Origin of the sequence: Streptomyces lasiicapitis (assembly GCF_014646335.1) — a bacterium.
Lineage (GTDB): Bacteria > Actinomycetota > Actinomycetes > Streptomycetales > Streptomycetaceae > Streptomyces > Streptomyces lasiicapitis.
Genome location: NZ_BMNG01000003.1, coordinates 140,924 through 164,683, shown reverse-complemented (window position 1 = coordinate 164,683; position 23,760 = coordinate 140,924). Strand labels below are relative to the sequence as shown.

The 23,760-nt window shown below is 71.8% G+C and carries 19 protein-coding genes and 1 riboswitch; of the genes, 8 read left to right on the top strand and 11 right to left on the bottom strand.

Going from position 1 to position 23,760, the window contains the following annotated elements; all coding sequences use genetic code 11:
• Nucleotides 1-19 precede the first annotated feature (19 nt).
• Nucleotides 20-1,081 carry a septation protein SepH gene (sepH, locus tag IEY91_RS06580; RefSeq protein ID WP_164319624.1) on the top strand — a complete coding sequence of 354 codons (1,062 nt, stop codon included), beginning with the start codon at nucleotides 20-22 and terminating at the stop codon, nucleotides 1,079-1,081.
• Nucleotides 1,082-1,206: 125 nt separating this feature from the next.
• Here sepH and IEY91_RS06575 read toward each other — a convergent pair whose 3' ends face one another.
• Entirely contained in the window at nucleotides 1,207-2,061 is an 855-nt protein-coding gene (locus tag IEY91_RS06575; protein ID WP_189173209.1) for a sulfurtransferase, read from the bottom strand.
• Between the two features lie 430 nt (nucleotides 2,062-2,491).
• Here IEY91_RS06575 and IEY91_RS06570 point away from each other — a divergent pair, with 430 nt between their 5' ends.
• On the top strand, nucleotides 2,492-3,295 hold the full coding sequence (locus IEY91_RS06570) for a VOC family protein (RefSeq protein WP_164319627.1): 804 nt from the start codon (nucleotides 2,492-2,494) through the stop codon (nucleotides 3,293-3,295).
• On the opposite strand, the gene IEY91_RS06565 is transcribed toward IEY91_RS06570, so the two are convergent.
• The 4 genes from IEY91_RS06565 to IEY91_RS06550 all read right to left on the bottom strand — a co-directional run bounded on the left by IEY91_RS06565 (nucleotide 3,292) and on the right by IEY91_RS06550 (nucleotide 8,871).
• Nucleotides 3,292-3,951 (bottom strand): thymidine kinase, encoded by a 660-nt coding sequence (locus tag IEY91_RS06565; RefSeq protein WP_164319629.1) that lies wholly within the window; start codon nucleotides 3,949-3,951, stop codon nucleotides 3,292-3,294. The genes IEY91_RS06570 and IEY91_RS06565 overlap by 4 nt on opposite strands.
• 135 nt (nucleotides 3,952-4,086) lie before the next feature.
• Nucleotides 4,087-5,274, bottom strand: coding sequence for an alkaline phosphatase family protein (locus IEY91_RS06560; RefSeq protein ID WP_164319631.1), 1,188 nt, complete (start codon nucleotides 5,272-5,274; stop codon nucleotides 4,087-4,089).
• On the bottom strand, nucleotides 5,274-5,870 hold the full coding sequence (locus IEY91_RS06555) for a DUF5998 family protein (protein WP_164319632.1): 597 nt from the start codon (nucleotides 5,868-5,870) through the stop codon (nucleotides 5,274-5,276). The genes IEY91_RS06560 and IEY91_RS06555 overlap by 1 nt, the downstream gene beginning before the upstream one ends.
• Nucleotides 5,871-5,928: 58 nt before the next feature.
• Nucleotides 5,929-8,871: a bifunctional acetate--CoA ligase family protein/GNAT family N-acetyltransferase gene (locus IEY91_RS06550; RefSeq protein WP_189173208.1), complete on the bottom strand. Its 2,943-nt coding sequence runs from the start codon at nucleotides 8,869-8,871 to the stop codon at nucleotides 5,929-5,931.
• Between the two features lie 179 nt (nucleotides 8,872-9,050).
• Here IEY91_RS06550 and IEY91_RS06545 point away from each other — a divergent pair, with 179 nt between their 5' ends.
• On the top strand, nucleotides 9,051-9,332 hold the full coding sequence (locus IEY91_RS06545) for an HPr family phosphocarrier protein (RefSeq protein ID WP_164319636.1): 282 nt from the start codon (nucleotides 9,051-9,053) through the stop codon (nucleotides 9,330-9,332).
• 206 nt (nucleotides 9,333-9,538) lie between these two features.
• Here IEY91_RS06545 and IEY91_RS06540 read toward each other — a convergent pair whose 3' ends face one another.
• From IEY91_RS06540 to IEY91_RS06525, 4 genes are all read right to left on the bottom strand, one after another.
• The gene (locus IEY91_RS06540; RefSeq protein ID WP_164319638.1) at nucleotides 9,539-10,225 is read right to left on the bottom strand and encodes a GntR family transcriptional regulator; all 687 of its coding nucleotides are present in this window, start codon (nucleotides 10,223-10,225) and stop codon (nucleotides 9,539-9,541) included.
• A gap of 273 nt (nucleotides 10,226-10,498) precedes the next feature.
• A complete protein-coding gene (locus IEY91_RS06535; RefSeq protein WP_189173207.1) occupies nucleotides 10,499-11,332 on the bottom strand; it encodes a M23 family metallopeptidase in 834 nt (277 codons plus the stop codon).
• A 13-nt stretch (nucleotides 11,333-11,345) separates the two neighbouring features.
• A riboswitch (cyclic di-AMP (ydaO/yuaA leader) is annotated at nucleotides 11,346-11,507 on the bottom strand.
• 273 nt (nucleotides 11,508-11,780) lie between these two features.
• The gene (locus tag IEY91_RS06530) at nucleotides 11,781-13,166 is read right to left on the bottom strand and encodes a M16 family metallopeptidase (protein ID WP_189173206.1); all 1,386 of its coding nucleotides are present in this window, start codon (nucleotides 13,164-13,166) and stop codon (nucleotides 11,781-11,783) included.
• Nucleotides 13,163-14,527: a M16 family metallopeptidase gene (locus tag IEY91_RS06525; RefSeq protein ID WP_189173459.1), complete on the bottom strand. Its 1,365-nt coding sequence runs from the start codon at nucleotides 14,525-14,527 to the stop codon at nucleotides 13,163-13,165. Before IEY91_RS06525 ends, IEY91_RS06530 begins: the two co-directional genes overlap by 4 nt.
• Nucleotides 14,528-14,896: 369 nt before the next feature.
• On the opposite strand from IEY91_RS06525, the gene IEY91_RS06520 reads away from it, so the two are divergent.
• Nucleotides 14,897-17,350 carry a DNA gyrase/topoisomerase IV subunit A gene (locus IEY91_RS06520; RefSeq protein ID WP_189173205.1) on the top strand — a complete coding sequence of 818 codons (2,454 nt, stop codon included), beginning with the start codon at nucleotides 14,897-14,899 and terminating at the stop codon, nucleotides 17,348-17,350.
• Here the strand turns inward: IEY91_RS06520 and IEY91_RS06515 are convergent, their stop codons facing one another.
• Entirely contained in the window at nucleotides 17,351-18,601 is a 1,251-nt protein-coding gene (locus tag IEY91_RS06515; RefSeq protein WP_189173204.1) for a CobW family GTP-binding protein, read from the bottom strand.
• 344 nt (nucleotides 18,602-18,945) lie between these two features.
• On the opposite strand from IEY91_RS06515, the gene IEY91_RS06510 reads away from it, so the two are divergent.
• Nucleotides 18,946-19,518, top strand: a complete 573-nt coding sequence (locus tag IEY91_RS06510) for a DUF6082 family protein (RefSeq protein ID WP_189173203.1) — start codon at nucleotides 18,946-18,948, stop codon at nucleotides 19,516-19,518.
• Nucleotides 19,519-19,750: 232 nt separating this feature from the next.
• Nucleotides 19,751-19,987 carry a hypothetical protein gene (locus IEY91_RS06505; RefSeq protein ID WP_189173202.1) on the top strand — a complete coding sequence of 79 codons (237 nt, stop codon included), beginning with the start codon at nucleotides 19,751-19,753 and terminating at the stop codon, nucleotides 19,985-19,987.
• A gap of 129 nt (nucleotides 19,988-20,116) precedes the next feature.
• Here IEY91_RS06505 and IEY91_RS06500 read toward each other — a convergent pair whose 3' ends face one another.
• A complete protein-coding gene (locus IEY91_RS06500; RefSeq protein WP_189173201.1) occupies nucleotides 20,117-21,307 on the bottom strand; it encodes a citrate synthase/methylcitrate synthase in 1,191 nt (396 codons plus the stop codon).
• Between the two features lie 120 nt (nucleotides 21,308-21,427).
• On the opposite strand from IEY91_RS06500, the gene IEY91_RS06495 reads away from it, so the two are divergent.
• Nucleotides 21,428-22,738 carry a citrate synthase gene (locus tag IEY91_RS06495; RefSeq protein ID WP_189173200.1) on the top strand — a complete coding sequence of 437 codons (1,311 nt, stop codon included), beginning with the start codon at nucleotides 21,428-21,430 and terminating at the stop codon, nucleotides 22,736-22,738.
• A 36-nt stretch (nucleotides 22,739-22,774) separates the two neighbouring features.
• A complete protein-coding gene (locus IEY91_RS06490) occupies nucleotides 22,775-23,680 on the top strand; it encodes a ferredoxin family protein (protein WP_189173199.1) in 906 nt (301 codons plus the stop codon).
• Nucleotides 23,681-23,760 lie beyond the last annotated feature (80 nt).

Genomic DNA, 23,760 nt, shown 5'->3' with positions numbered 1-23,760 from the left:
CACCACCCGGGAGGTCCCCATGCCCGAACTGCGTGTCGTGGCCGTCAGCAACGACGGCACACGGCTGGTGCTGAAAGCTGCGGACAGCACGGAGTACACGCTTCCGATCGACGAACGGCTGCGCGCCGCCGTCCGCGGCGACCGGCCGCGGCTCGGCCAGATCGAGATCGAGGTGGAGAGCCACCTCCGCCCCCGCGACATCCAGGCCCGTATACGGGCCGGTGCCAGTGCGGAAGAGGTCGCCTCGCTCGCCGGTATCCCCGTCGACCGCGTCCGCCGCTTCGAGGGCCCCGTGCTCGCCGAGCGCGCGTTCATGGCCGAGCGGGCCAGGAAGACCCCCGTGCGCCGTCCCGGCGAGAACACCGGACCCCAGCTCGGCGAGGCCGTCCAGGAGCGGCTGCTGCTGCGCGGCGCCGACAAGGAGAGCGTCCAGTGGGACTCCTGGCGCCGCGACGACGGCACCTGGGAAGTCCTGCTCGTCTACCTCGTCGCGACCGAACCGCACTCCGCGAGCTGGACGTACGACCCGCCGCGGCGCCTCGTGCAGGCCGTCGACGACGAGGCCCGCGCCCTGATCGGCGAGACCGACGACATCGCGGCACCCGAGCCCAGCTTCCCGTTCGTGCCGCGCATCGCCCGGCTCCCCCGGGACCGGCCGCTCGACCGCGCCCTGGAGCGCCCCGGCGCCCCGGCGCCGGAGCCCGACCAGGAGCCCGCGGCGCAGGCCGCCGTGTCCGAGCAGGAACGGGACTCGCTCACCAGCCTCCTGGAGGCCGTGCCGAGCTTCCGCGGCGACATGGTCGTCCCCGAGCGTCCCGCCACGACACCCGCCGAACTGCCGTCCGCACAGGAGGAGCCCGAGCAGGAGCCGGAGGCCGAGGAACCCCCGGCGACCGCCGCCTCGGCCGGCTCCGCCTACGCGGACGTCCTGATGCCGCGCGCCGTGGCCAGCCACCGCGACCGCCTGGTCGGCTCCACGGACCGCCAGGCGGAGGCCGACGGCGTCCGCCCCGGCCGCCGGGCCGCCGTCCCGAGCTGGGACGAGATCGTGTTCGGCACCCGGCGCAAGAAACAGGAGTAGGCGAAACGGAAGCAGACGCCCGCCCGGCGCGAGCCGGTCGGGCGCGGTGAGAATCCGATGAAGGGCCTGTACGCACCACGCGTACAGGCCCTTCACTTGTCACCCACAACACCACCCAGGCGCGGCTACTGCGGCTCCGCCCCCGTGGCCACCGGCCGCGCCGGATCCGAGGACCACTCCGACCACGACCCGACGTACAGCGCCGCCGGAATCCCCGCCACCGCGAGCGCCAGGACCTGATGCGCTCCGGAGACGCCCGAGCCGCAGTACACGCCGACTCGTGAAGTGCCGGACGCGCCCAGGGACTTGAAGCGGGCCGCCAGCTCCTCGGCGGGGCGGAAGCGGCCGTCGCCGACGACGTTCTCCGTCGTGGGCGCCGAGACCGCACCCGGGACGTGTCCGCCGACGCGGTCGATCGGCTCGACGTCGCCCCGATAGCGCTCGGCGGCGCGCGCGTCCAGGAGCAGGCCCGAGCGGGCCAGGGCCGCCGCGCCGTCCGCGTCCAGGAGCTCCACGGAACCCGGCACGGGCGTGAAGGTGCCCTCGGCCGCCGCGGACGTCTCACCGGACTCCCGCTCCCCCGTCCACGCGGCGAGCCCGCCGTCGAGGACCCGGACCGCCTGGTGGCCCGTCCAGCGCAGCAGCCACCAGGCCCGCGCCGCCGCCCAGCCCTGCCCGCCGTCGTACACGACGACCGGGCGGTCCGCAGAGACCCCGGCCGCCCGCATGACCGCGCCGAAGTGCTCGACATCCGGAAGGGGATGCCGCCCGGCCGCGCCCGCCGGGCCCGCGAGATCCGCGTCGAGATCGACGAACACGGCTCCCGGGATGTGCCCGGCCGCATGCGCGGCCCGGCCGTCGAAGGGCGGTTCACCCGTCGCCTTCGCCATGCTCAACTGCCAGCGGACGTCGAGCAGCACTGGCGGATTCTCGCCCGCGAGGTCGCTCGCGAGGTCGGTTGCGGAGATGATGGCATTCATGGCCACCATCCTTGCGTACGGGGTGGCCGCCGCGCCCGGCTCCGGATAACCTGCTCGGCCGGACCACGCCCGGACACGCGGCGTACGGAAACGAGCACGCCGCGTACCGCAGATGGACACAACCCTGCAATCGCGCGTTAACGGATGAGAAATGGCAAACCGGGCATCCTCCGCGAGGAAGCCCGCGAGCGCGGCGCGGCCGGGGGGCGCCGGGCGACAGGTGGTGCGAGCATCTGCACGGACGGGCATACGCGCGGCGCGAGTACGCGCGTTCGGACGATGAACCGAAGCGGAATCGAAGCGGAGTGGCAACGGCTGGGCGACGACGGATGACCGCCGACAGACAACGGATGACATGTCTTGACCTCTGTTGGCCGTAGTGCGCCGTCGACCGGCCGCGAAGTCACGAGGGCCCGAGGAGAGAGTGACGATGACCGAGGCACGGTGGCCGGACGACCGGCGCGCCCAGAGCGCGCGGCGCACACCCGGCACGCCCTGCTGGGTGAGCCTGATGGCGCACGACGTGGCTGCGACCCAGGAGTTCTACGCGGAACTTTTCGGCTGGACGTACCGGCCGGGGCCCCAGCAGCTGGGGCCCTATGTGCGGGCGATGCTCGACGGCTACGAGGTGGCGGGCATCGGGCAACTGCCCGACCGGCAACTGCCCATCACGTGGACGCCCTATCTGGCGTCGGACGACGCGGACGCGACGGCCGAGTCGGTGCGGCACTGCGGCGGCACGGTGGGGGTCGGGCCGCTGGTCGCGGGCAAGGCGGGGCGGATGGCGATCGCGTCGGACCCGGCGGGCGCGGTGTTCGGCATCTGGCAGGCGGCGGCGCACGCGGGCGCCGGCGTCGCGGGGGTGCCGGGCACGCCGACGTGGACCGAGCTGCTGACCCGCGAGACCGTGGAGGTGGCGAAGTTCTACCAGACGCTGTTCGGCTACCACGAAAAGGCGGCCACGCGACCGAACTTGGACTACCTGACCCTGTCCCTGGACGGTCGTCCGGTGGCGTCGGTGCGCGGCGTGGGCCAGGCGCTGCCGCGCGACCGGGGCGCGCACTGGATGACGTACTTCGAGACGCTGGACGTGGACGCGTCGGCCGCGCGGGTCGTCGAACTGGGCGGCCATGTGATCAGCCCCGCCGAGCCCGGACGCTACGGACGCATCGCGACGGTCGCCGACCCCGAAGGGGCCGTCTTCACGCTCATCCGCTCGGAGCGGCCCTCCTAGGAGCGCTCCAGGGTGTCGACCGGCAGTACGTCGGGCGACAGCGCGCCCGCGCGGGCGGAGGCCGCCGTCATGCGGCGCCGGTGGTGACGGCGGCACAGCACCTCGTAACCCACTTCGTCGGGCGCCTGGTTGACGTCGCCGACGACGACCTGGGCGCCCTCGACGACCATCTCGCCGCCGATGGTGCGCGCGTTGTGCGTGGCGCGGGCGCCGCACCAGCACAGGGCCTCGACCTGGAGGACCTCGACGCGGTCGGCGAGCTCGACGAGGCGCTGCGAGCCGGGGAACAGCTTGGAGCGGAAGTCGGTGGTGATGCCGAACGCGAAGACGTCCAGACCCAGGTCGTCGACGACGCGGGCGAGCTGGTCGATCTGTTCGGGCGCGAGGAACTGCGCCTCGTCGGCGATCACGTAGTCGGCGCGGGCGCCGCGGGAGAGGTGGTCGACGAGGTAGGCGTACATGTCGAGTTCGTCGGCCACCTCGATGGCCTCGGTGACGAGGCCGAGCCGTGAGGAGAGCTTGCCGGCGCCCGCGCGGTCGTTGCGCGCGAAGATCATGCCCTGCAGGCCGCGCGCCGAGCGGTTGTGCTCGATCTGCAGCGCGAGGGTGCTCTTCCCGCAGTCCATCGTTCCGGAGAAGAACACCAGCTCAGGCATGGGGGGTTGAGCGCCTTTCGGTCGGTACGCGAAGTCGTACGAGGTGTACGCGGGGGCGTACGGGGGTGGGGTGCCGTCGATGACGGCGACGCCTGGTCGACGCCGAAGAGCACCGACGTACGCGTCAAGAAGCAGCTAGGAGCGTACTTCCAGGAGCGGCACGAGTTGTTCGGCGGGGGTCATGGAGCCGTGGTTGCCGACCATCAGGGACTCCTTGGGCTCCTTCTGGGAGGCGATGATGACGACGTCGTCGTGGGCGGCGGCGACGACGTCACCGATGCGCCCGTGCACGCGCTCGTCGATGCGGGGGCCGAACCAGCCGGCGGCGATCGCCTCCTCGCGGCTCGCGACCCAGAACTGCTCGCCGAGCACTTCGCGCCAGACGGTGAGGACGTCGGTCTCCGCGCCGGGCACCGCGTAGACGTGGCGGGCGCGGCCCTCGCCGCCGAGCAGGGCCACTCCGGCGCGCAGCTCCCAGTCCTCGTCGAAGTCGATGCGGGACGCCTCGTCGAACGGGATGTCGAGCATGCCGTGGTCGGCGGTGATGTACAGCGCGCTGCGGGGCGGGAGCTGCTCGGCGAGGCGCTGGGCGAGGCGGTCGACGTACATGAGCTGGCCGCGCCAGGCGTCGGAGTCGACGCCGAAGCGGTGGCCCTTGCCGTCGACCTCGGCGTAGTACGTGTAGACCAAGGAGCGGTCGGCGGCGGCGAGTTGCTCGGCCGCGAGGTCCATGCGGTCCTCGCCGGAGAGGCGGCCGCGGAAGGTGCCGCCGCTGAGGGCGATCTTGGTGAGCGGGGTGTGCTCGAAGGTCGGTGAGGAGACCTGTGCGGTGTGGACGCCCGCGTCGTGGGCGCGCTGGAAGATCGTCGGGTACGGCTGCCAGGCGTGCGGGTCGGTCCAGGGCCGCCAGCGGAGCTGGTTCATCAGCTCGCCGCTGTCGGGGTTGCGGACCGTGTACCCGGGCAGGCCGTGGGCGCCGGGCGGCAGGCCGGTGCCGACGGAGGCCAGCGAGGTCGCGGTGGTGGCGGGGAAGCCCGCGGTGATGGGACGCCCCGTGCCGCCGCGCGAGGACGCGAGGAGCGAGGTCAGGAAGGGCGCTTCGGCGGGGTGGGCGCGCAGTTGCTCCCAGCCGAGGCCGTCGATGAGGAAGACGCAGTTCCGGTCGGCGGCGGCGAGCTCGGGGATGACCGGCGTGAAGCCGTCCACTTCCTGGTGGGCGACCAGGGTGGGCAGCACGTCGGCGAGCGATCCCGTGCCGTACTCGGGCAGGGGCGCGGAGCCGAGGGCGAGAGGCTGAATGTCGTCCCAGGCAGGATGCGCCATCAGCGACCGGTGTCCGTGCCGGCCGCGGTGGCCTCCGAGAGCGCCTGGGCGAAGGCGAGGGTCTGGCGGACGGTGTCCGGGCCGTCCCCGGCCTCGCTGACGCGCAGGCTGAGGTCGTCGGCCGTGGAGCTGCCCGTGTAGCCGTGGTCCGCCTCGCAGTTGGGGTCGCCGCAGGCGGCGGGCTCCAGGTCGATGCGGGCGACGGCGCCCCAGCCGATGGTCAGGACGACCTCGCGGGGCAGGGACCCCGGAACGTACTTCTCCGGGTTGGCGACGACCCGGCTGACGACCACCGACGAGATCCGGCCGATCTTCACGGACTCCGTGGAGGTGGTGGCGTACGGCGTCGGCGACGTGGAGTCGGCCGCCTGCTCGTCGGTGTGGCTGACGATGAAGCGCGTGTCCGTGAGCACGAGGACCGTCACGTGCCGGCGCACTTCGTTCGCGTCGAACGTGGTCTCCTGGTGGACCAGGTACGACCCGATGGTCTCGCCGCCGATCGCGGCCTCCACCGCCTCGGCCACGAGGGCCGGGTAGTAGCCGCTGCGCTCGATCGCCGCGCGCAGCCCCTGGGTCGTCGTACCGGTCTTTGCCATGCGCCCATCCTACGACCCGACGCCTGGCCCGAGGTGCCAGTGGCCGCGTGAACGCCGGTCAGTACGCGGGCAGGGTGCGAGGTCCCAGGTCGTCGCGGGCGGGCGGCGGGGCGAGGCGGACGGTGGCGCTGAGGACGGAGAGTCCTTCCTGGGCGACGACGACCGGCTCCAGTGAGACGGTGACCACTTCGGGGTGGTCGTCCACGAGCCGTGAGACGCGCATCAGGAGCTCTTCGAGGGCGCCGGCGTCCACGGGGGCCGAGCCGCGCCAGCCGAACAGGAGCGGGGCCGTCCGGATCGACCGGACCAGGTTTCCCGCGTCCCGGTCCGTGACCGGAATCAGCCGGTGCGCGGTGTCCCCGAGGAGCTCGGACGCCGCGCCCGCGAGGCCGAAGGACAGCACCGCGCCCGCCACCGGGTCGTGTCCGGCGCGCACGACGGTGTCCACGCCGCGGGACACCATGGCCTGGACGACCGGGCGCAGCTCGGCGGGCCTGCCGAGGGTGTGGGTCAGTTCCCGGTAGGCGCGCCGCAGTTGCTCCTCGTCGGCGAGGTCGAGGCGGACGCCGCCGAGGTCGGGGCGGTGGCGCAGGTGGGGTGCGGTGGTCTTGAGGGCGACCGGGTAGCCGGCCTCGTGTGCGGCGCGCGCGGCGGTGTCGGCGTCGGGGGCGGGCAGCGCCTGGCGTACCCCGATGCCGTACCGCCCGAGGAGGTCGCGGGCGTCGTCCGCCTCCAGGGTGCGGCCGCGGGGGTCGTCGGCCTTGGCCAGGAGGTGCTCGATGAGGTCGCCCGCGCCCTGCTCGTCGATGTCGTCGTACTCGGGCACCTTGCCGGGCTCGGCGATGTCGCGGCGCCACTGGGCGTACTTCACGGCTTCGGCGAGGGCGCGGACGGCGCGTTCGGCGGCGGGGTAGGCGGGGATGCGGTGGTGGGGCGGGGGTTTGGGGGGTTGTTGGGGGGTGGTGGGGGGTTGTTGCGCGGGGGCAGCTTCGTGGGCCGTGGGCGCGGCTTGCTGGGCCGCGGGGGCGGTCTCCTGGGCCGCGGGGGCGGTCTCCTGCGCCGCGGGGGCAGTCTCCTGGGCCGGAGGCTCGGGCGCCCGGTCGGCCGGGCCGATCGCCGTGGCGGCCCGCGGCCCCGTGCTCGCCGCCGCGGACAGCGCTTCGGCGAGGCCGCCCAGCTCCACGTGCACGACGGTGACCGGCTTGGTCGGGCAGGTCGCGGCGGCGGCGCGGAGGGCCGCGGCCAGCGACTTGTCCTCCCCCTGGCGGGTGGACTCCCCCAGGGACGGGATCACGGTGACGACCACGGAGTCGCACCCGTCGTCGGCCAGCGCGGCGGTGAGGGCGGCGCGGAAGTCGTCCGGGGCCGCGGCGGTGGTCAGGTCGCGGGGCGGCAGCGGCCGCAGGCCCTCGGCGACGCAGGCGTCGTACGTGAGCAGGCCGAGGGACTCGGAGTTGCCGAGGATGGCCACGCGCGGTCCGGCGGGCAGCGGCTGCCCGGCGAGCAGCAGTCCGGCGTCGACCAGCTCGGTCACCGTGTCCACGCGGATCACTCCGGCCTGCCGCAGCAGCGCCGACACCGTGGCGTGCGGGAGTCGCGTCGCGGCGCCCGCGTGGCCGGTCGGCGCGATGCCGCTGTGCCGGGCGCCCTGGACGACGACCAGGGGCTTCACGGCGGCGGTGCGGCGGGCGAGGCGGGTGAACTTGCGCGGGTTGCCGATGGATTCGAGGTACATCAGGGCGACGTCGGTGTCCGGGTCGTCGTACCAGTACTGGAGCACGTCGTTGCCGGAGACGTCCGCGCGGTTGCCCGCGCTGACGCAGGTGGACAGGCCCCACAGGCCGCGGCCGCGCCGGTGCAGACGGGACAGGAGCGCGATGCCGATGGCGCCGGACTGCGTGAACAGGCCGAGGCTCCCGGCGAGCGGCAGTTCGGGCGCGAGTGAGGCGTTGAGGCGCACCTCCGGAGAGGTGTTGATGACTCCGAAGGCGTTGGGTCCGATGATGCGCAACCCGTAGGTGCGTGCCCGGCGGACGAGTTCACGCTGGCGCTCGCGTCCCTCGGGGCCGCTCTCGGCGTACCCGGCGGAGATCACCACGAGTCCTTGTACGCCGTGTTCGCCGCAGTCGGTGACGGCCTGCGGGACGCGCTCAGCCGGCACGGCGACGACGGCCAGGTCGACGGGTTCGCCGATGTCGCGCACGGAGCGGTGCGCGGGCACGCCGTCGATCTCGGCGGTGTCTTCGGGGAGCGAGCCGTTCACGGCGTACAGGCGGCCGGTGAAGCCCGCGTCCAGCAGGTTGCGCAGGATGCCGCGGCCGACGCCGTCCGGGGACCGTCCCGCGCCGATGACGGCGACCGAGCCGGGCGCCAGGAGGCGCTGCACGGAGCGGGCCTCGGCGCGCTGTTCGCGGGCGCGCTGGACGGCCAGGGAGCGGTCGGTGGGTTCGAGGTCGAGTTCGAGGCGTACGACGCCGTCCTCGAAGCTGCGCTGCTGCTGATAGCCCGCGTCCGTGAAGACCTTGACCATCTTGGTGTTGGCGGGCAGTACCTCGGCGGCGAACCGGCGGATGCCGCGTTCACGGGCGACGGCCGCGATGTGTTCCAGGAGGGCGGAGGCGACGCCCCGGCCCTGGTGGGCGTCCTGGACGAGGAAGGCGACCTCGGCCTCGTCCGCGGGCGCGGTGGCGGCGCGGCCCTGGGCGTCGATGCGGTCGAAGCGCACGGTGGCGATGAATTCACCGCCCACGGTGGCGGCGAGGCCCACGCGGTCGACGTGGTCGTGGTGGGTGAAGCGGTGCACGTCCTTGGCGGACAGACGCGGGTACGGTGCGAAGAAGCGGTAGTACTTCGACTCGTCCGAGACCTGCTCGAAGAAGCTGACCAGGCGGTCGGCGTCCTCGGCCGTGATGGGCCTGATGCGGGCCGTGCCCCCGTCGCGCAGCAACACGTCGGCCTCCCAGTGGGAGGGGTAGGGGTGCCGGTCCGGCGGCGTCTGCATGGGGCCAGAGTACGGGTCGCGCCGCCGCTCGGGCCGGGGCAATGTAGGACGGGTCGAAGGGCGGCCGGGCACGGGACGTACGCCCGTGGGCGGCCCGACGATCGTCCCGGCGGGAGCACCCGGGTCGGCATGAGATAGTGGTCTAGACAAGTGTGAGACACCTGGAAGGGCAGCAACACATGGCTGAGCGCCGCGTCAACGTCGGCTGGGCCGAGGGCCTTCACGCCCGGCCCGCCTCCATCTTCGTCCGTGCGGCCACGGCCGCCGGCGTCCCCGTGACGATCGCCAAGGCCGGCGGCGACCCGGTCAACGCCGCTTCCATGCTCGCGGTGCTCGGTCTGGGTGCGCAGGGCGACGAGGAGATCGTGCTCGCTTCGGACGCCGAGGGCGCGGACGCCGCCCTCGACCGTCTGGCGAAGCTGGTCGCCGAGGGTCTCGAGGAGCTCCCCGAGACGGTTTGACCGGTGACGGTGCTCCGCACGCGGAGAACACCGCCCGGGATTGTACGTGAAGGGCTCGATCTGAATTTCAGGTCGAGCCTTTTGCGTATCCGGAGCTTACCCCGACGCATATCTGGCGCATATCCGGCGCAATATTCGATGTCGAAATGCGGGCACACGAAAAGCAATTCCCGCAGACTCGCTCCCCTTTGTATACGGCGTCGCCGTTAATTCCGTACGCTCACGGTGTTTACGGCATGTTGCGAATCCCTCACACGCCCGCCGCGCGATCCGGCGCGCGGCCGGTGCCCGGTGGCCGCCCGCTCGGCGTGCAGCATCGTGAGCGCGCGGGCCCGCTCCGCGTCGCCGCGGGCGACGGCGTCGACGACCGCGGCCCGCTCGGCCCAGGTCTCGGCGGGCGCGGCCTGCGGCTCGGTGACGTACATCCAGGCGATCTTGTGCCGCAGCTGGGTGAGGAGCGTGATCAGGCCGGGGCTGGCGGAGGCCTGGGTGAGCGTCTCGTGGAACCAGCCGTCGAGCGAGCGGAGGTCGTCGGCGCCGCCGCGCCGGGAGCGCTCCTGGCCGAGCCGGACGAGGCCGCGGAGCACCTTCAGGTGGGCGTCGGTGCGGCGCTGCGCGGCGCGGGCGGCGGCCAGTGGCTCCAGGAGCGCGCGGATCTCCAGGAGGTCGGCGGCGTCCTGCTCGGTGGGCTCGGCGACGCACGCGCCCGCGTGCCTGCGGGTGACGACGAAGCCCTCGGCCTCCAGGGTGCGCAGGGCCTCGCGCACCGGGACGCGGGAGACTCCGTAGCGGCGGGCGAGCAGTTCCTCCGTGAGGCGCGTGCCGCGTTCGTAGACACCGGAGACGATGTCGTCCCGGATGGCTGTGCATACCGAGTGCGCGGGAATGCGCATGACGGACCTCCGCTTTAATGCCCGCGAAACGCGTCGGTCGGCGCGTCGGCCGACGCGTCGAATGGCGCTCGTGCAACGACTCCATGGACTCCGTAGGACCCTGTGGAGTGGGACCCTATGGATCCGTAAGGACCCTGTCGACATGGACTCTATTGCAAGGGGCCGCGTTTTCCGATGGGAGGCCGGAATCCATGGATATCTTTTGGCCAAAAAGGCGTGCATACGCGGAAAACCCCGGCTCGGGTGAGCCGGGGCTTTCGTGCGGCGAGGGGGTCAGACGCTGACGCCGTGCGAGCGCAGGTACGCCACGGGGTCGATGTCGGAGCCGTAGTCGGCGCCGGTGCGGGCCTCGAAGTGCAGGTGCGGGCCGCTGGAGTTGCCGGTCGAGCCGGAGAGGCCGATCTGCTGGCCCGGGGTGACCGCCTGGCCGACCGTGACGCTCAGGGACGACATGTGGCCGTACTGCGTGTACGTGCCGTCGTTGTGGCGGATCACGACGTTGTTGCCGTAGGCGCCGCCCCAGCCGGCCTCGACGACGGTGCCGGCGGCGACCGCCTGGACCTCGGTGCCGGACGCGGCGTGGAAGTCGACGCCGGTGTGGCTGCCGGAGGACCACATGGCGCCACCGGTCTGGTAGCCGGTGGAGACGTAGCTGCCGTCGACCGGCGCTACGTAGGAGCCCATGAGGCGCTTGCGCTCGGCCTCGCGGGCGGCGCGCTCCTTGGCCTCGCGCTCCTCCTTGGCCTTGGCCTTCGCGGCGGCCTCAGCCTTGCGCTTGGCCTCGGCGGCCTTGCGCTTGGCTTCCTCGGCCTTGGCCTTCGCGGCGGCCTCGGCCTTCGCCTTGGCGGCGGCTTCGAGGGCCGCCTGCTTCTGGGCGGCGGCCTGGGCGTCGATCTCGTCGGCCAGGGAGTCGCCGATGGAGATGGACTGGGTGAGGCCGGTGGTCTTGTGCTCGGGGGCGGACGCGGCTTCGGCGGCGAACGCCGGAGCGGCCAGACCCGAGATGACGCCGGTGGTGGTGAGAGCGGCGACGCCCGCGGCACTCGCGGTCGTACGGGAGATGCGGCTCGGACGGCGGTGCTTGCCGGTCGGGCGGGTGAACGCCATGAAGCGGCTGATCCTTTCCTTCCTTCTCGCCTACCGGGTTAGCTGACGGGTTCGGAGCAGGAAGGTCTCCTACGGGCTCCTCGCCTCGCGGCAAGGGGTCCGATTCACCCCAGGGGACATGTGGGTCCCCGGCTCCCCTGGCTCGCGCCGTACGGGGACTCGGCGATGGCTGTCCGGTGCCGCGGACGCGGCGTGGTGCCTGACGGGCAGCCGGACCGACGCTAAACGCCTCATCTTTCAATCGACAAACGAATCAAGCCTTTTGTAGCGCACGCCACAGGGCAGACGGCCAACCTCCATGTCAATTCGGACATATGGCGGCATGCAGGGACCCCAGAGGCTTCTTGAACCTCTGGGGTCCCTGATCTCACGGGGCCTTTACGGCGCCGTTGATGTCGCTATGTCCAGCTTTGCGCCACCAGGTCGCCGCTGACGTCCGTCCCGGCAATCAGCCGGTGACCACCGTCACTTCACCGATGCCGAGCGCCTTGACGGGCTCCTCGATCTGCGCGGCGTCGCCCACGAGGACCGTCACAAGGCGGTCGTCCGGGAAGGCGTTCACGACGGCCGCGGTGGCCTCCACGGTGCCCGTGTCCGCCAACTGGCGGTACAGGTGCGCCTGGAAGTCGTCCGGCAGGTTCTGCTCGACCTGGTCGGCGAGGGTGGCGGCGACGGCTGCCGCGGTCTCGTACTTCAGCGGGGCGACCCCCACGAGGTTCTGCACGGCGACGTCGCGCTCGGGGTCCGTGAGGCCCTCCGCGGCGAGCGTGCGCAGGACCTTCCACAGGTCCTCCAGGGCCGGGCCCGTGTTCGGGGTGTCCACGGAGCCGCTGATGGCGAGCATCGCGGCGCCCGTGCCGTCCGCGGCGGAGCGCAGGACCTGGCCGAAGGCGCGCACTCCGTAGGTGTATCCCTTCTCCTCGCGCAGGACGCGGTCCAGGCGGGAGGTGAGGGTGCCACCGAGGCAGTACGTGCCGAGGACCTGCGCGGCCCACACGCGGTCGTGCCGGTCCGGGCCGACGCGGCCGATGAGCAGCTGCGTCTGTACGGCGCCGGGGCGGTCCACGATGACGACGCGGCCGCTGTCGTCGGCGGTCACCGGAGGCATCGGGCGGGGCTCGGCCGCACCGCCGGTCCAGGCGCCGAGGGTGTCCGCGAGGACGGTGTCCAGGTCGATGCCGGTGAAGTCGCCGACCACGACGGCGGTGGCCGCGGCGGGGCGGACGTGCTTCTCGTAGAAGGCGCGCACGGCCGCGGAGTCGATGGCCGTGACCGTCTCCTCCGTGCCCTGGCGCGGGCGCGACATGCGCGCGGTCGCCGGGAAGAGCTGCTTGGAAAGCTCCTTGGCGGCGCGCCGCGCCGGGTTGGCGGTCTCGTGCGGGATCTCGTCCAGGCGGTTGCGTACGAGGCGCTCGATCTCGCTGTCCGCGAAGGCGGGCGCGCGCAGGGCGTCGGCGAGCAGGCCGAGCGCCTTGGGCAGGCGGGAGACGGGCACTTCGAGGGAGACCCGCACGCCGGGGTGGTCGGCGTGCGCGTCGAGCGTGGCGCCGCAGCGGTCGAGCTCGGCGGCGAACTCCTCGGCGGAGTGCTTGTCGGTGCCTTCGGAGAAGGCCCTCGCCATGATCGTGGCCACGCCGTCCAGGCCCTGCGGCTCGGCGTCCAGGGGCGCGTCGAGGTGGATCTCCACGGCGACGAGCTGCTGGCCCGGGCGGTCGCAGCGCAGCACCGTCAGGCCGTTGCCGAGCGTGCCGCGCTCGGGGGCCGGGAAGGCCCAGGGCCTGGCGGCGCCCGCCTGGGGCTGCGGGTGGAACTGCATCGTTGCGGCCTCGGTCACTTCGCCGCCTCCTCGTCGTCCTGGTCGTCCTCGGCATCGCCGGCGGCGTCCGCGGTGTCTTCGGCGCTGATGGGTTCGTACACGAGCACCGCGCGGTTGTCCGGGCGCAGGCGGGCCTTGGCGACCTCCTGGACCTCCTCGGCGGTGACGTCGAGGACGCGCTGGACGGCGGTCAGGGCGAGCTGGGGGTCGCCGAACAGGACCGCGTACCGGCACAGTTCGTCGGCGCGGCCCGCGACCGTGCCCAGGCGGTCGAGCCACTCGCGCTCCAACTGGGCCTGGGCGCGCTCCATTTCCTCCGGAGTGGGGCCCTCCGCGGCGAACCGGGCGAGCTCCTCGTCGACGGCGGCCTCGATGACGGGGACCTCCACGTCACCGGACGTCTTCACGTCCAGCCAGCCGAGCGAGGGCGCGCCCGCGAGACGCAGCAGGCCGAAACCGGCCGTCACGGCGGTGCGGTCGCGGCGTACGAGGCGGTTGTAGAGGCGGGACGACTCGCCGCTGCCGAGGACCGTGAGGGCCAGGTCGGCCGCGTCGCTCTCACGCGTGCCGTCCTCCGGGAGGCGGTAGGCGGCCATCAGGGCGCGCGCGGGGACCTCCTCCTCGACGACCTCGCGCAGCTCCTCGCCGATGCGCTCGGGCAGCGCGCCGTCGCGCGGGGGCTGCTTGCCGTCGTGCGAGGGGATGGAGCCGAAGTACTTCTCGACCCAGGCGAGCGTCTGCTCGGGGTCGATGTCGCCGACGACCGACAGGACGGCGTTGTTCGGCGCGTAGTACGTACGGAAGAACGCCCGCGCGTCCTCCAGGGTGGCCGCGTCCAGGTCGGCCATGGAGCCGATGGGCGTGTGGTGGTACGGGTGGCCCTCGGGGTAGGAGAGGGCGGTCAGCTTCTCGAAGGCCGTGCCGTACGGAACGTTGTCGTAGCGCTGGCGGCGCTCGTTCTTGACGACGTCCCGCTGGTTCTCCATCGACTCCTCGTCGAGGGCCGACAGGAGCGAGCCCATGCGGTCCGCCTCCAGCCAGAGGGCGAGCTCCAGCTGGTGGGTGGGCATGGTCTCGAAGTAGTTGGTGCGCTCGAAGCTGGTGGTGCCGTTGAGCGAGCCGCCGGCGCCCTGCACCAGTTCGAAGTGGCCGTTCCCGTGCACCTGCTTCGAGCCCTGGAACATCAGGTGCTCGAAGAGGTGCGCCAGGCCCGTACGGCCCTTGACCTCGTGGCGGGAGCCGACGTCGTACCAGAGGCAGACCGCGGCGACCGGGGTCAGGTGGTCCTCGGAGAGCACCACGCGCAGGCCGTTGGCCAGCCGGTGCTCGGTCGCTGTCAGGCCGCCGGAGCCGGCTTCGGCTGTGGCCGTGTGACCCATGGGCATGTACGTCCCTTCGATCGCGAAATCCTCGATAAGAGCGGGGGGGGAGAGCTGCTCGGTATGTGCTGCAAGTCCTGCCACTCTAAGCAAGGCCCGGGACCCCTGGCGAAGTTCCCGCTCCGCCCTCGGCGTACTCGGATTTCGCCGTCGGCGTGATCGCCGGGGAACCGGGCGCCGGCCGCCCGGCACGGCGCGTCGTGATCATGGTGGTGGCGGCGTGCCGCCGCGTTGACGCGCGGTCGGTGCGGGGGTCGGCGCGCGGTCGCAGCCCGCCCACCACCGGGTCGTGGTCGGGGTTGTCAGTGGGACAGTCCACAATGGTCGGCGTCAGATCCCGCACTTGTTGGTGAAGGAGCCGCAGCAGCGATGGCCCGCCGCAGCACGAAGACCCCGCCGCCCGACGACGCGTTCGAGGAGAAGATCCTCGACATCGACGTCGTCGACGAGATGCAGGGCTCCTTCCTCGAGTACGCCTATTCGGTCATCTACTCCCGCGCCCTGCCCGACGCCCGGGACGGTCTGAAGCCGGTGCACCGCCGCATCGTCTATCAGATGAACGAGATGGGCCTGCGCCCCGAGCGCGGATACGTGAAGTGTGCGCGCGTCGTCGGCGAAGTGATGGGAAAGCTGCACCCCCACGGCGACGCGTCGATCTATGACGCCCTGGTGCGCATGGCGCAGCCCTTCTCGATGCGCCTCCCCCTGGTCGACGGCCACGGCAACTTCGGCTCCCTGGGCAACGACGACCCGCCGGCCGCGATGCGGTACACCGAGTGCCGCATGGCGGACGCGACCTCCTTGATGACGGAGTCGATCGACGAGAACACGGTCGACTTCGAGCCGAACTACGACGGCCAGGAGAGAGAGCCCGTCGCCCTCCCGGCGGCGTATCCGAACCTTCTGGTGAACGGCTCCTCCGGCATCGCCGTCGGCATGGCCACGAACATGGCCCCGCACAACCTCGGCGAGGTCATCGCCGCCGCCCGGCACCTGATCAAGCACCCGGGCGCCGACCTCGAGACGCTGATGCGCTTCATCCCGGGTCCGGACCTGCCCACGGGCGGCCGGATCGTGGGCCTGTCCGGCATCAAGGACGCGTACGAGACGGGGCGCGGCACCTTCAAGATCCGCGCCACGGTCTCCGTGGAGTCGGTGACCCCGCGCCGCAAGGGCCTGGTCGTCACCGAACTGCCCTTCACCGTCGGCCCCGAGAAGGTCATCTCCAAGATCAAGGACCTGGTCGGCGCGAAGAAGCTCCAGGGCATCGCCGACGTCAAGGACCTCACGGACCGCGCGCACGGCCTGCGTCTGGTCATCGAGATCAAGAACGGCTTCGTCCCGGAGGCCGTCCTGGAGCAGCTCTTCAAGCTGACGCCGATGGAGGAGTCCTTCGGCATCAACAACGTCGCGCTGGTGGACGGCCAGCCCTTGACGCTCGGCCTCAAGGAGCTCCTCGAGGTCTATCTCGACCACCGCTTCAACGTGGTGCGGCGGCGCAGCGAGTTCCGCCGCGGCAAGAAGCGCGACCGGCTGCACCTGGTGGAGGGCCTGCTCGTCGCCCTCCTGGACATCGACGAGGTCATCCGCCTCATCCGCTCCAGCGACAACTCCGCGCAGGCCAAGGAGCGCCTGATGGAGCGCTTCTCGCTGAGCGAGATCCAGACGCAGTACATCCTGGACACGCCGCTGCGCCGCCTCACCAAGTACGACCGCATCGAGCTGGAGTCCGAGCGCGACAAGCTGAAGGCGGAGATCGAGGAGCTGACGCGGATCCTGGAGTCCGACGCGGAGCTGCGCAAGCTGGTCTCCTCCGAACTGGCCGCCGTGGCCAAGAAGTTCGCCACGGACCGGCGCACGGTGCTCCTGGAGTCGGGCGGCGCGCCCGCCGCCGCGGTGCCGCTGCAGGTCGCGGACGACCCGTGCCGGGTGCTCCTGTCGTCGACGGGCCTGCTGGCGCGTACGGCCAACGGGGAGCCGTTCGGCGAGAGCGACGGCAAGCGCGTGAAGCACGACGTGATCGTCTCCGCGGTGCCCGCGACGGCGCGCGGCGAGGTGGGCGCCGTGACGTCGGAGGGCCGGCTGCTGCGGCTCGCCGTGGTGGACCTGCCGCAGCTCCCGGACACGGCGTCGGCGCCCAACCTCTCCGGAGGCGCCCCGGTGTCCGAACTGCTCTCCCTGGAGGCGGACGAGAAGCTGATCTGCCTGATGACGCTCGACGAATCGTCGCCCGGCCTGGCGCTCGGCACCGAGCAGGGCGTAGTCAAGCGCGTGGTTCCCGACTACCCCACGAACAAGGACGAGCTGGAAGTCATCACCCTCAAGGACGGCGACCGCATCGTCGGCGCGGCCGAGCTGCGTACGGGTGAGGAGGACCTGGTCTTCATCACCGACGACGCGCAACTGCTGCGCTATCCGGCGGGGCAGGTCCGCCCGCAGGGGCGTCCGGCGGGCGGCATGGCGGGCATCAAGCTCGCCGACGGTGTGAAGGTCATCTCCTTCACGGCGGTGGACCCGGCGGTGGACGCCGTGGTGTTCACGGTCGCGGGCTCGCGCGGCACACTCGACGACTCGGTGCACACGACGGCCAAGGTCACGCCGTTCGACCAGTATCCGCGCAAGGGGCGCGCCACGGGCGGCGTGCGCTGCCAGCGGCTCCTGAAGGGCGAGGACTGCCTGAGCTTCGCCTGGGCGGGCCCGACGCCGCCGCGCGCGGCACAGCGCAACGGCCTGCCGGCCGAGCTGCCCGAGCCCGACCCGCGCCGGGACGGCTCCGGGGTGTCGCTGGCGAAGCCTGTGGGGGCGGTGGCGGGGCCGGTGTAGTCAGTCGTCCGACGCAGGATCGTCAGGAGCAGCCTCGTCGGAGCCGAGCTCGTCCGGACCGAGCTCGTCCAGACCGGGCTCGTCCAGACCGGGCTCGGAGGCCGCCTCTGGCCCTGAGCCCGCCTCCGGCTCCTGCACGTAGCGCAGGACGCCCCACATGCCGAACTCGTCGGTGTGCGGGGCGTCCTCGTCGTTCTCCCGGCACATCGTCAGCTGCTCGTCCAGGGCGGCGACGTCTATCCCCGACCCGATGAGGACGAGCTGGGTGAGCCGCTTCTCACCGGGCTCCCACGGCTCGGGGTAGAAGCGCAGGAACCGCCCCACGGAGTGCACGGCGTACCGGTTGCGGGCGTCGGCGGCGCCGAAGTCGACGTACCCCTTGATGCGGTACAGCCCTTCGGGCCTGCTGTCGAGGAAGGCGATCAGCCGGCGCGGGTTGAGGGGCGCGTCGGAGGTGAAGGCGAGGCTTTCGTAGGCGGAGTGCAGGTGGATGTGGCCGGGGTCGTCGCAGCCGCAGGAGCCGTCATGGCTGCCGTGACGGTCGGCATCCCCGACACCTTCCGCGTCATGGTGGTGATCGCGGTCGTGGTCAAGGTCATGGTCGTGGTCGTGCAGATCGTCGAAGGAAAGCTGCCCCACTCGCTGCGCCACGGGTTTGCGGTCGAGCAGCAGCTCCACGTCGACACGTCCGTACGAGGCGGGGACGACGGCCGCGCGGTCGGTGAGGCGGTGGACCTCGGCGAGGATCCGCTCCCGCTCGGCTTCGCTCACCCGGTCGGCCTTGTTGACGACGACCAGGTCGGCGATGCCCAGATGCCGGTCGACCTCCGGGTGCCGCTGCCGGGTCGCGTCGAACTCGGCGGCGTCGACGACCTCCACGAGGCCGCCGTACACGATGTGCGGGTTCTCGCTGGCGAGCACCATCCGCATGAGCTCCTGCGGCTCGGCGAGCCCGCTGGCCTCGATGACGATGACGTCGATACGGGTGGACGGGCGGGCAAGCCGTTCCAGGTACTCGTCGAGCTCACTGGCGTCCACGGCGCAGCAGAGGCAGCCGTTGCCGAGCGAGACGGTGGAGTCGCCGAGCGCGCCGGCGACGGCCATCGCGTCGATCTCGATGGACCCGAAGTCGTTGACGATCGCACCGATCCGGCTGCCGCCGCTGCGGTGCAGCACATGGTTCAGGAGTGTCGTCTTCCCGGAGCCGAGAAACCCGGTGAGTACGACAACCGGAATCTGCTGCTCACGCACGTGCGGCCCCTCGCGTCAACTCACATCAAGCTGGATCAAGTCGCTCAAGACGCGTACACATCGCGGGCGACGGCGGTGCACGACGATTGAAGACCTCTCCAGGATATGCGCACGTAGACGCGCCGGTACGTGAACGATTGCAGCGGCGCTCGCGGGGCAAACAATGGGCACGGCGCATGGAATGGACCCAGCCCTCCCTCCGTGCGCCCTCCTCTCCGCCTCCCGCCCGATCAGAGCCGCTCGGCACCCTGGGAGACGGCAAGCGCCGCCCATCGCTCGCCGGTCCGCACCCTGTCGCCCCGCACCCGACGACCGGCGGACGGTCGCCTGATTCGGGGGTTGACATGGCCACACAGAAACTATGGCTCGGGGAGCTCCGCTCCACGGCCGGGGTGCGCCTCACCCTGGCCGTCGGGTGTCTCGTCCTCCTGGCCGCCCAACAGCGCAAATACACCCAGCTCCGCGCCGAGATGGACCGCGCGGAACGCGCGGAATGGCGCCGCGCCATGATGGCGGAGCAGCAGGAACTCCAGCTCTATCTCCTCCGCAAGGCGATCGAGGACCCCGATCTCGCGGCGGTCTACAGCATCGCGGAAGCCGAGTCGCCCACTCAGCGCCGCCAGTTCCTGTTCGCCAACGCGCTCTACACGAACGCGCTATTGGCCTATCGCGCCGGTGTCGTCACATGGGAGGAACTCCACGGCCACCTGCGCTGGATCTGCACGAACCCGGTCTTCCGCCTGTACTGGCACGCGACGCGCCATCAGCGAGCCAGCCTCAAGGACGCGTCGGACGAGGCCCGGGTGGGCCGGATGACGGACATCATCATCCGCGACCTGGACGAGGCCGACTCGGACGAGTACTGGGTGGTGGGTGAGCCTCCGCCTGAAGTTTCGGAGGGACCAGCGTCCGCGTAGAGCCGCTTGGACCTGTCGGTGGTCACGGCCCGTCCGCCGCACAGCCGCCACGTCAAGTCAGCCAAGCGTTCGGTCAAGTATTCGGCGCGCCGATGCGGAACCGAAGCAGGAAACCCCGGGGGAGACGCTAGCCTTCCCCTTCCACACCCTTCTACACCTCTGGAATGACGGTCGGCACACAGCCGACCGTCCACTTTTTTCATGGCCGTCAACTCCTCAAGGACCGGGATTTATGAAGATCGTGCGCCGCATCGGTGCGTCACCGCGGGAACGCGGCAGTCTCGCCGGCGATACCTGTCCGGATATTTTCGAGCTCAGCAACGGTGACTTCGCGGTCATCGGAACCGAAGCGACAGCGGCGCTCGACGGTGAACTTCCCCCTGACGCAGCACGCGCCGACCACGAGCGCATCGTGATCGTCAGCCGCGAGACGCTCGTCCGCGCGAAAGCCGACATCCCGAACAGTTGATCCGCGGCGCGGAGTGACGACGGCGCTCACCGCTCCGGAGGGCGAACCTCTTCGTCCGCCCGACCGACGTAGTTTCCTGTGAGGCCCGAGCCGGGCCTCACAGTCATTTCAACCCGTAGGTTCCGCGCCTCAGGCCGCCGGCCCCTCGGGCGCCACCGGCACCGAAACCGGCGGCACCGGCCCCACATACCGCGCCGCCGGGCGAATGATCTTCGAGTCCTCAGCCTGTTCCAGGATGTTGGCGCCCCAGCCGACCACGCGTGCCGACGCGAAGGTCGGCGTGAACATTTCGCGCGGCAGCCCGCACAGCTCCATGACCACGCCCGCGTAGAACTCCACGTTCGTGTGGAGTTCACGGCCGGGCTTGAGCTCCGCGAGGATCAACTCGACCTGCCGTTCGACCTCGACCGCGAACTCCACCAGCTCGCCGCCGAACCCCTGCGCGATCCCGCGGAGCATGCGCGAGCGCGGGTCCTCGGTGCGGTACACGGGGTGCCCGAAGCCCATGATCCGCTCGCCCGCGAGGACGCGTTCACGGATCCAGGGGTCGATACGGTCAGGCGTGCCGATGGCGTCGAGCGTGTCGAGGGCCCGGCTCGGCGCACCGCCGTGCAGGGGCCCGGACAGCGCACCCACCGCACCCACGAGACAGGCGGCAACATCCGCACCGGTCGAGGTGATGACCCGGGCCGTGAAGGTGGACGCGTTGAAGCCGTGGTCAATGGTGGAGATCAAGTATTGCTCGACCGCCCTGGCCCGCTCGGCACCCGGCTGCGAACCGGTCAGCATGTAGAGGTAGTTGGCGGCGTACGGAAGGTCGTCACGCGGCTCCACGGGCTCAAGCCCCTGCCCGAGCCGGTACAGCGCGGTGAGCAGCGTCGGCACGACGGCGGACGCGGCGAGCGCGTCGGCGCGACGCCGCTCGCCATCTATGTCGTACACCGGCCGGAACCCCTTGGCGGCGCCGAAGAGCGAAAGCGCCGAACGCAGCCCGGCGAGCGGGCCGGACAGCACGCTGGCGCGGGCGATGTCTGGCAGCGCCGCACGCACCTCCTCCGGCAGGTGCCGCAGGGCGGCCGTCTGCCCGGCGAACTCCGCTCGCTGCGCGGCATCCGGCAGCGCGCCGTGGAACATCAGGTGCCAGACGTCCTCGAAGCTGCGGGTCTGCGCGAGCTCCACGGCGGAGTACTGGCGGTAGTGGTAGAAGCCTTCGCGCCCCCTGACGTCACCGAGTTGGGTCTCGGTGACGACGACACCCGCGAGTCCGCGTGGGACCTCGACGGGAGCGGTGGGGACGGCGGCGGAGCCATTGATCGGCATGTTGTTCCTCGACTTCCTCCCTGGACTTGATTCGACTGTCCATGCTTGACTGAGACTCTGTCAATATTGATTGAATCAATGCAATCATCCAGATGTCAGGACGTGGATACGGTGACGCCCATGACGGATCGAACGGATCAAGAAGCGGTTCACGGCGCGTCCGGCCGTGAAGACCGCCGCCTCAGCACCAAGGAGGCGGCGGAAGTACTCGGCGTGAAGCCGGAGACCGTGTACGCCTACGTGAGCCGCGGACAGCTCAGCAGCCGCCGCGGCCCCGGAGCACGCGGCAGCACCTTCGACCCCAAGGAGGTCCAGGCACTGGCGCGCAGGAACAGGCGCGAACCCACCCCGGCGACCGGCGCCAACGAACTCTCCGTACGCACGCGCATCACGCTGATCGACAAGGATCACTACTACTTCCGGGGCGTGGACGCGGCCGAACTGGCACTGCGCCACTCCTACGAAGAGGTCGCCGAATGGCTGTGGACCGGCGTCCTGCGACCCGGCATCCACTTCACGCCACCCCCGGAGCCCGCCGGAGCGGCGCGCCTGGCAGTGCGCGCACTACCGGAGCACAGCGGCCCCACGGACCGGCTGCGGGTGGCGGCCATCGCCGCGGCGGCCGCGGACCCGCTCCGCTTCGACCTCTCCGAGCAAGCCGTCATCGGCACGGCCCGCTCGCTGATCCCGACGCTCGTGGCGGCACTCCCGCCCCTGCTGCCGACCCACCGGGACGGAGGCCCCCTCGCCGGGCGCCTCTGGGGGCGCCTGAGCGGCCGTAAGCCCGACGAGGCATCACTGCACGCCCTGGACACCGCACTGGCGCTGCTCGTCGACCACGACCTGGCCGCGTCCACGCTGGCGGTCCGCGTCGCGGCATCGGCCCGCGCCCACCCGTACGCGGCCGTCTCGGCGGGCCTGGGCGTCCTGGAGGGCCCGCTGCACGGCGCGGCGAGCGGCCTCGCCCACCGGATGCTCCTGGAGGTCCTGGACCGCGGTACGGCAGCACCGGTCGTCGCGGGCGAACTGCGCGCGGGCCGCCGCGTCCCAGGCCTCGGCCACCGCGTCTACCCGGGCGAGGACCCCCGCGCGCGGGCACTGTTCAGCCTCCTGGAGACGATGCCCAAGGCAGGCCCGGCGCTGGCGGCGGCCCGCGACGTGGTGGCCACCACGGCCCGCCACACCGACCTGCACGCCAACGTCGACCTTGCCCTGGCCGTCCTCACCGTCTCGTCCAGCATGGCCGCGGAGGCGGGCGAAACGGTGTTCGCCGTGGCCCGCACCGCCGGCTGGATCGCACACGCCCTGGAGGAGTACGAGGAACGGCCGATGCGGATGCGCCCCGTCGGGCAGTACACCGGGGTGCGGCCGCCCCAGCCGCTGCCGGACCCAGCCGCCCCGCCCGGCAGGCACGACGTGCCCGCAGAATGAAACCGGCCAGGCCGAGGGCAGGTTAGGCTCCCCTCCGTGAGTACGTGCGCGACCGCCTCGCGGGATCTGAACGAACCTCTCGCGGGCACCGCGGCCACCGCCAGGACATGGCTGCTCCTGGAACAGCCCGGCCCCTGGGGCGCCAAGGCGCTCACATCAAGCCATCTGGACCCGGACGTGGGCCGCGCCTTGGAGCAGGCCGTCGAGGCGACCGGCGTACGGATCGCGCTCATCCGGCGCCCGGGACGCCACGCCGACTGCCACACTCCCGCGCGGCACCGGGTGTACGTCGCCCACACCGTCCCCGGAAACGCCTGGCTGCGCTCCCATGTGGTGGACGATCCACGGCAGTTGCTGGACCTGGACTTCCCGGCGCTCGGCGCGGGCGACCACGGCGGCTTCGGCACCCCGCACACCGGGGATCCGCTCGCGCTCGTGTGCACCAACGGCAAACGCGACCGCTGCTGCGCCCTGCTCGGCAGACCGCTCGCCAGTGAACTCGTCGCCTCCGGAGAGGAAGGCGTCTGGGAAGTCACTCATCTGGGTGGTCATCGCTTCTCCCCCACGCTGCTCGTCCTGCCGCACGGCTATGCGTACGGGCGCACAGCCGCGCACGCGGTGAAGGAGATCCTTCAGGGGGTACGTGAAGGGCGCGTCGTCACCGAAGGGTGCCGGGGGAGCTCCGCCTGGGAGCGGCCCGGTCAAGCGGCCGAGCTGGCGGTGCGCAGGGCCGCGCGGGAGGTCGCCGCGGGCACGCTCAGCGTCGTACACACGACGGGCGCCGCTCCGCGCTGGGACGTGACGGTCGCCCACACCGACGGCCGCCGCTGGCGCGTCACCGTCGCGCAGGGCGCTTCGCTGCCGCCGCGCCCGGAGAGCTGCGGGGCGGCTCTGGCATCACCGGCGCGGATGGACGTCACGGCGGTACGGGAGATCACGTAGGGCCCCACAGCCCCGCACGTGCACAGTCACAGCACGGCCCGGCCACCAGCACCAGCACCAGCACCGAGGAACCACGCTCC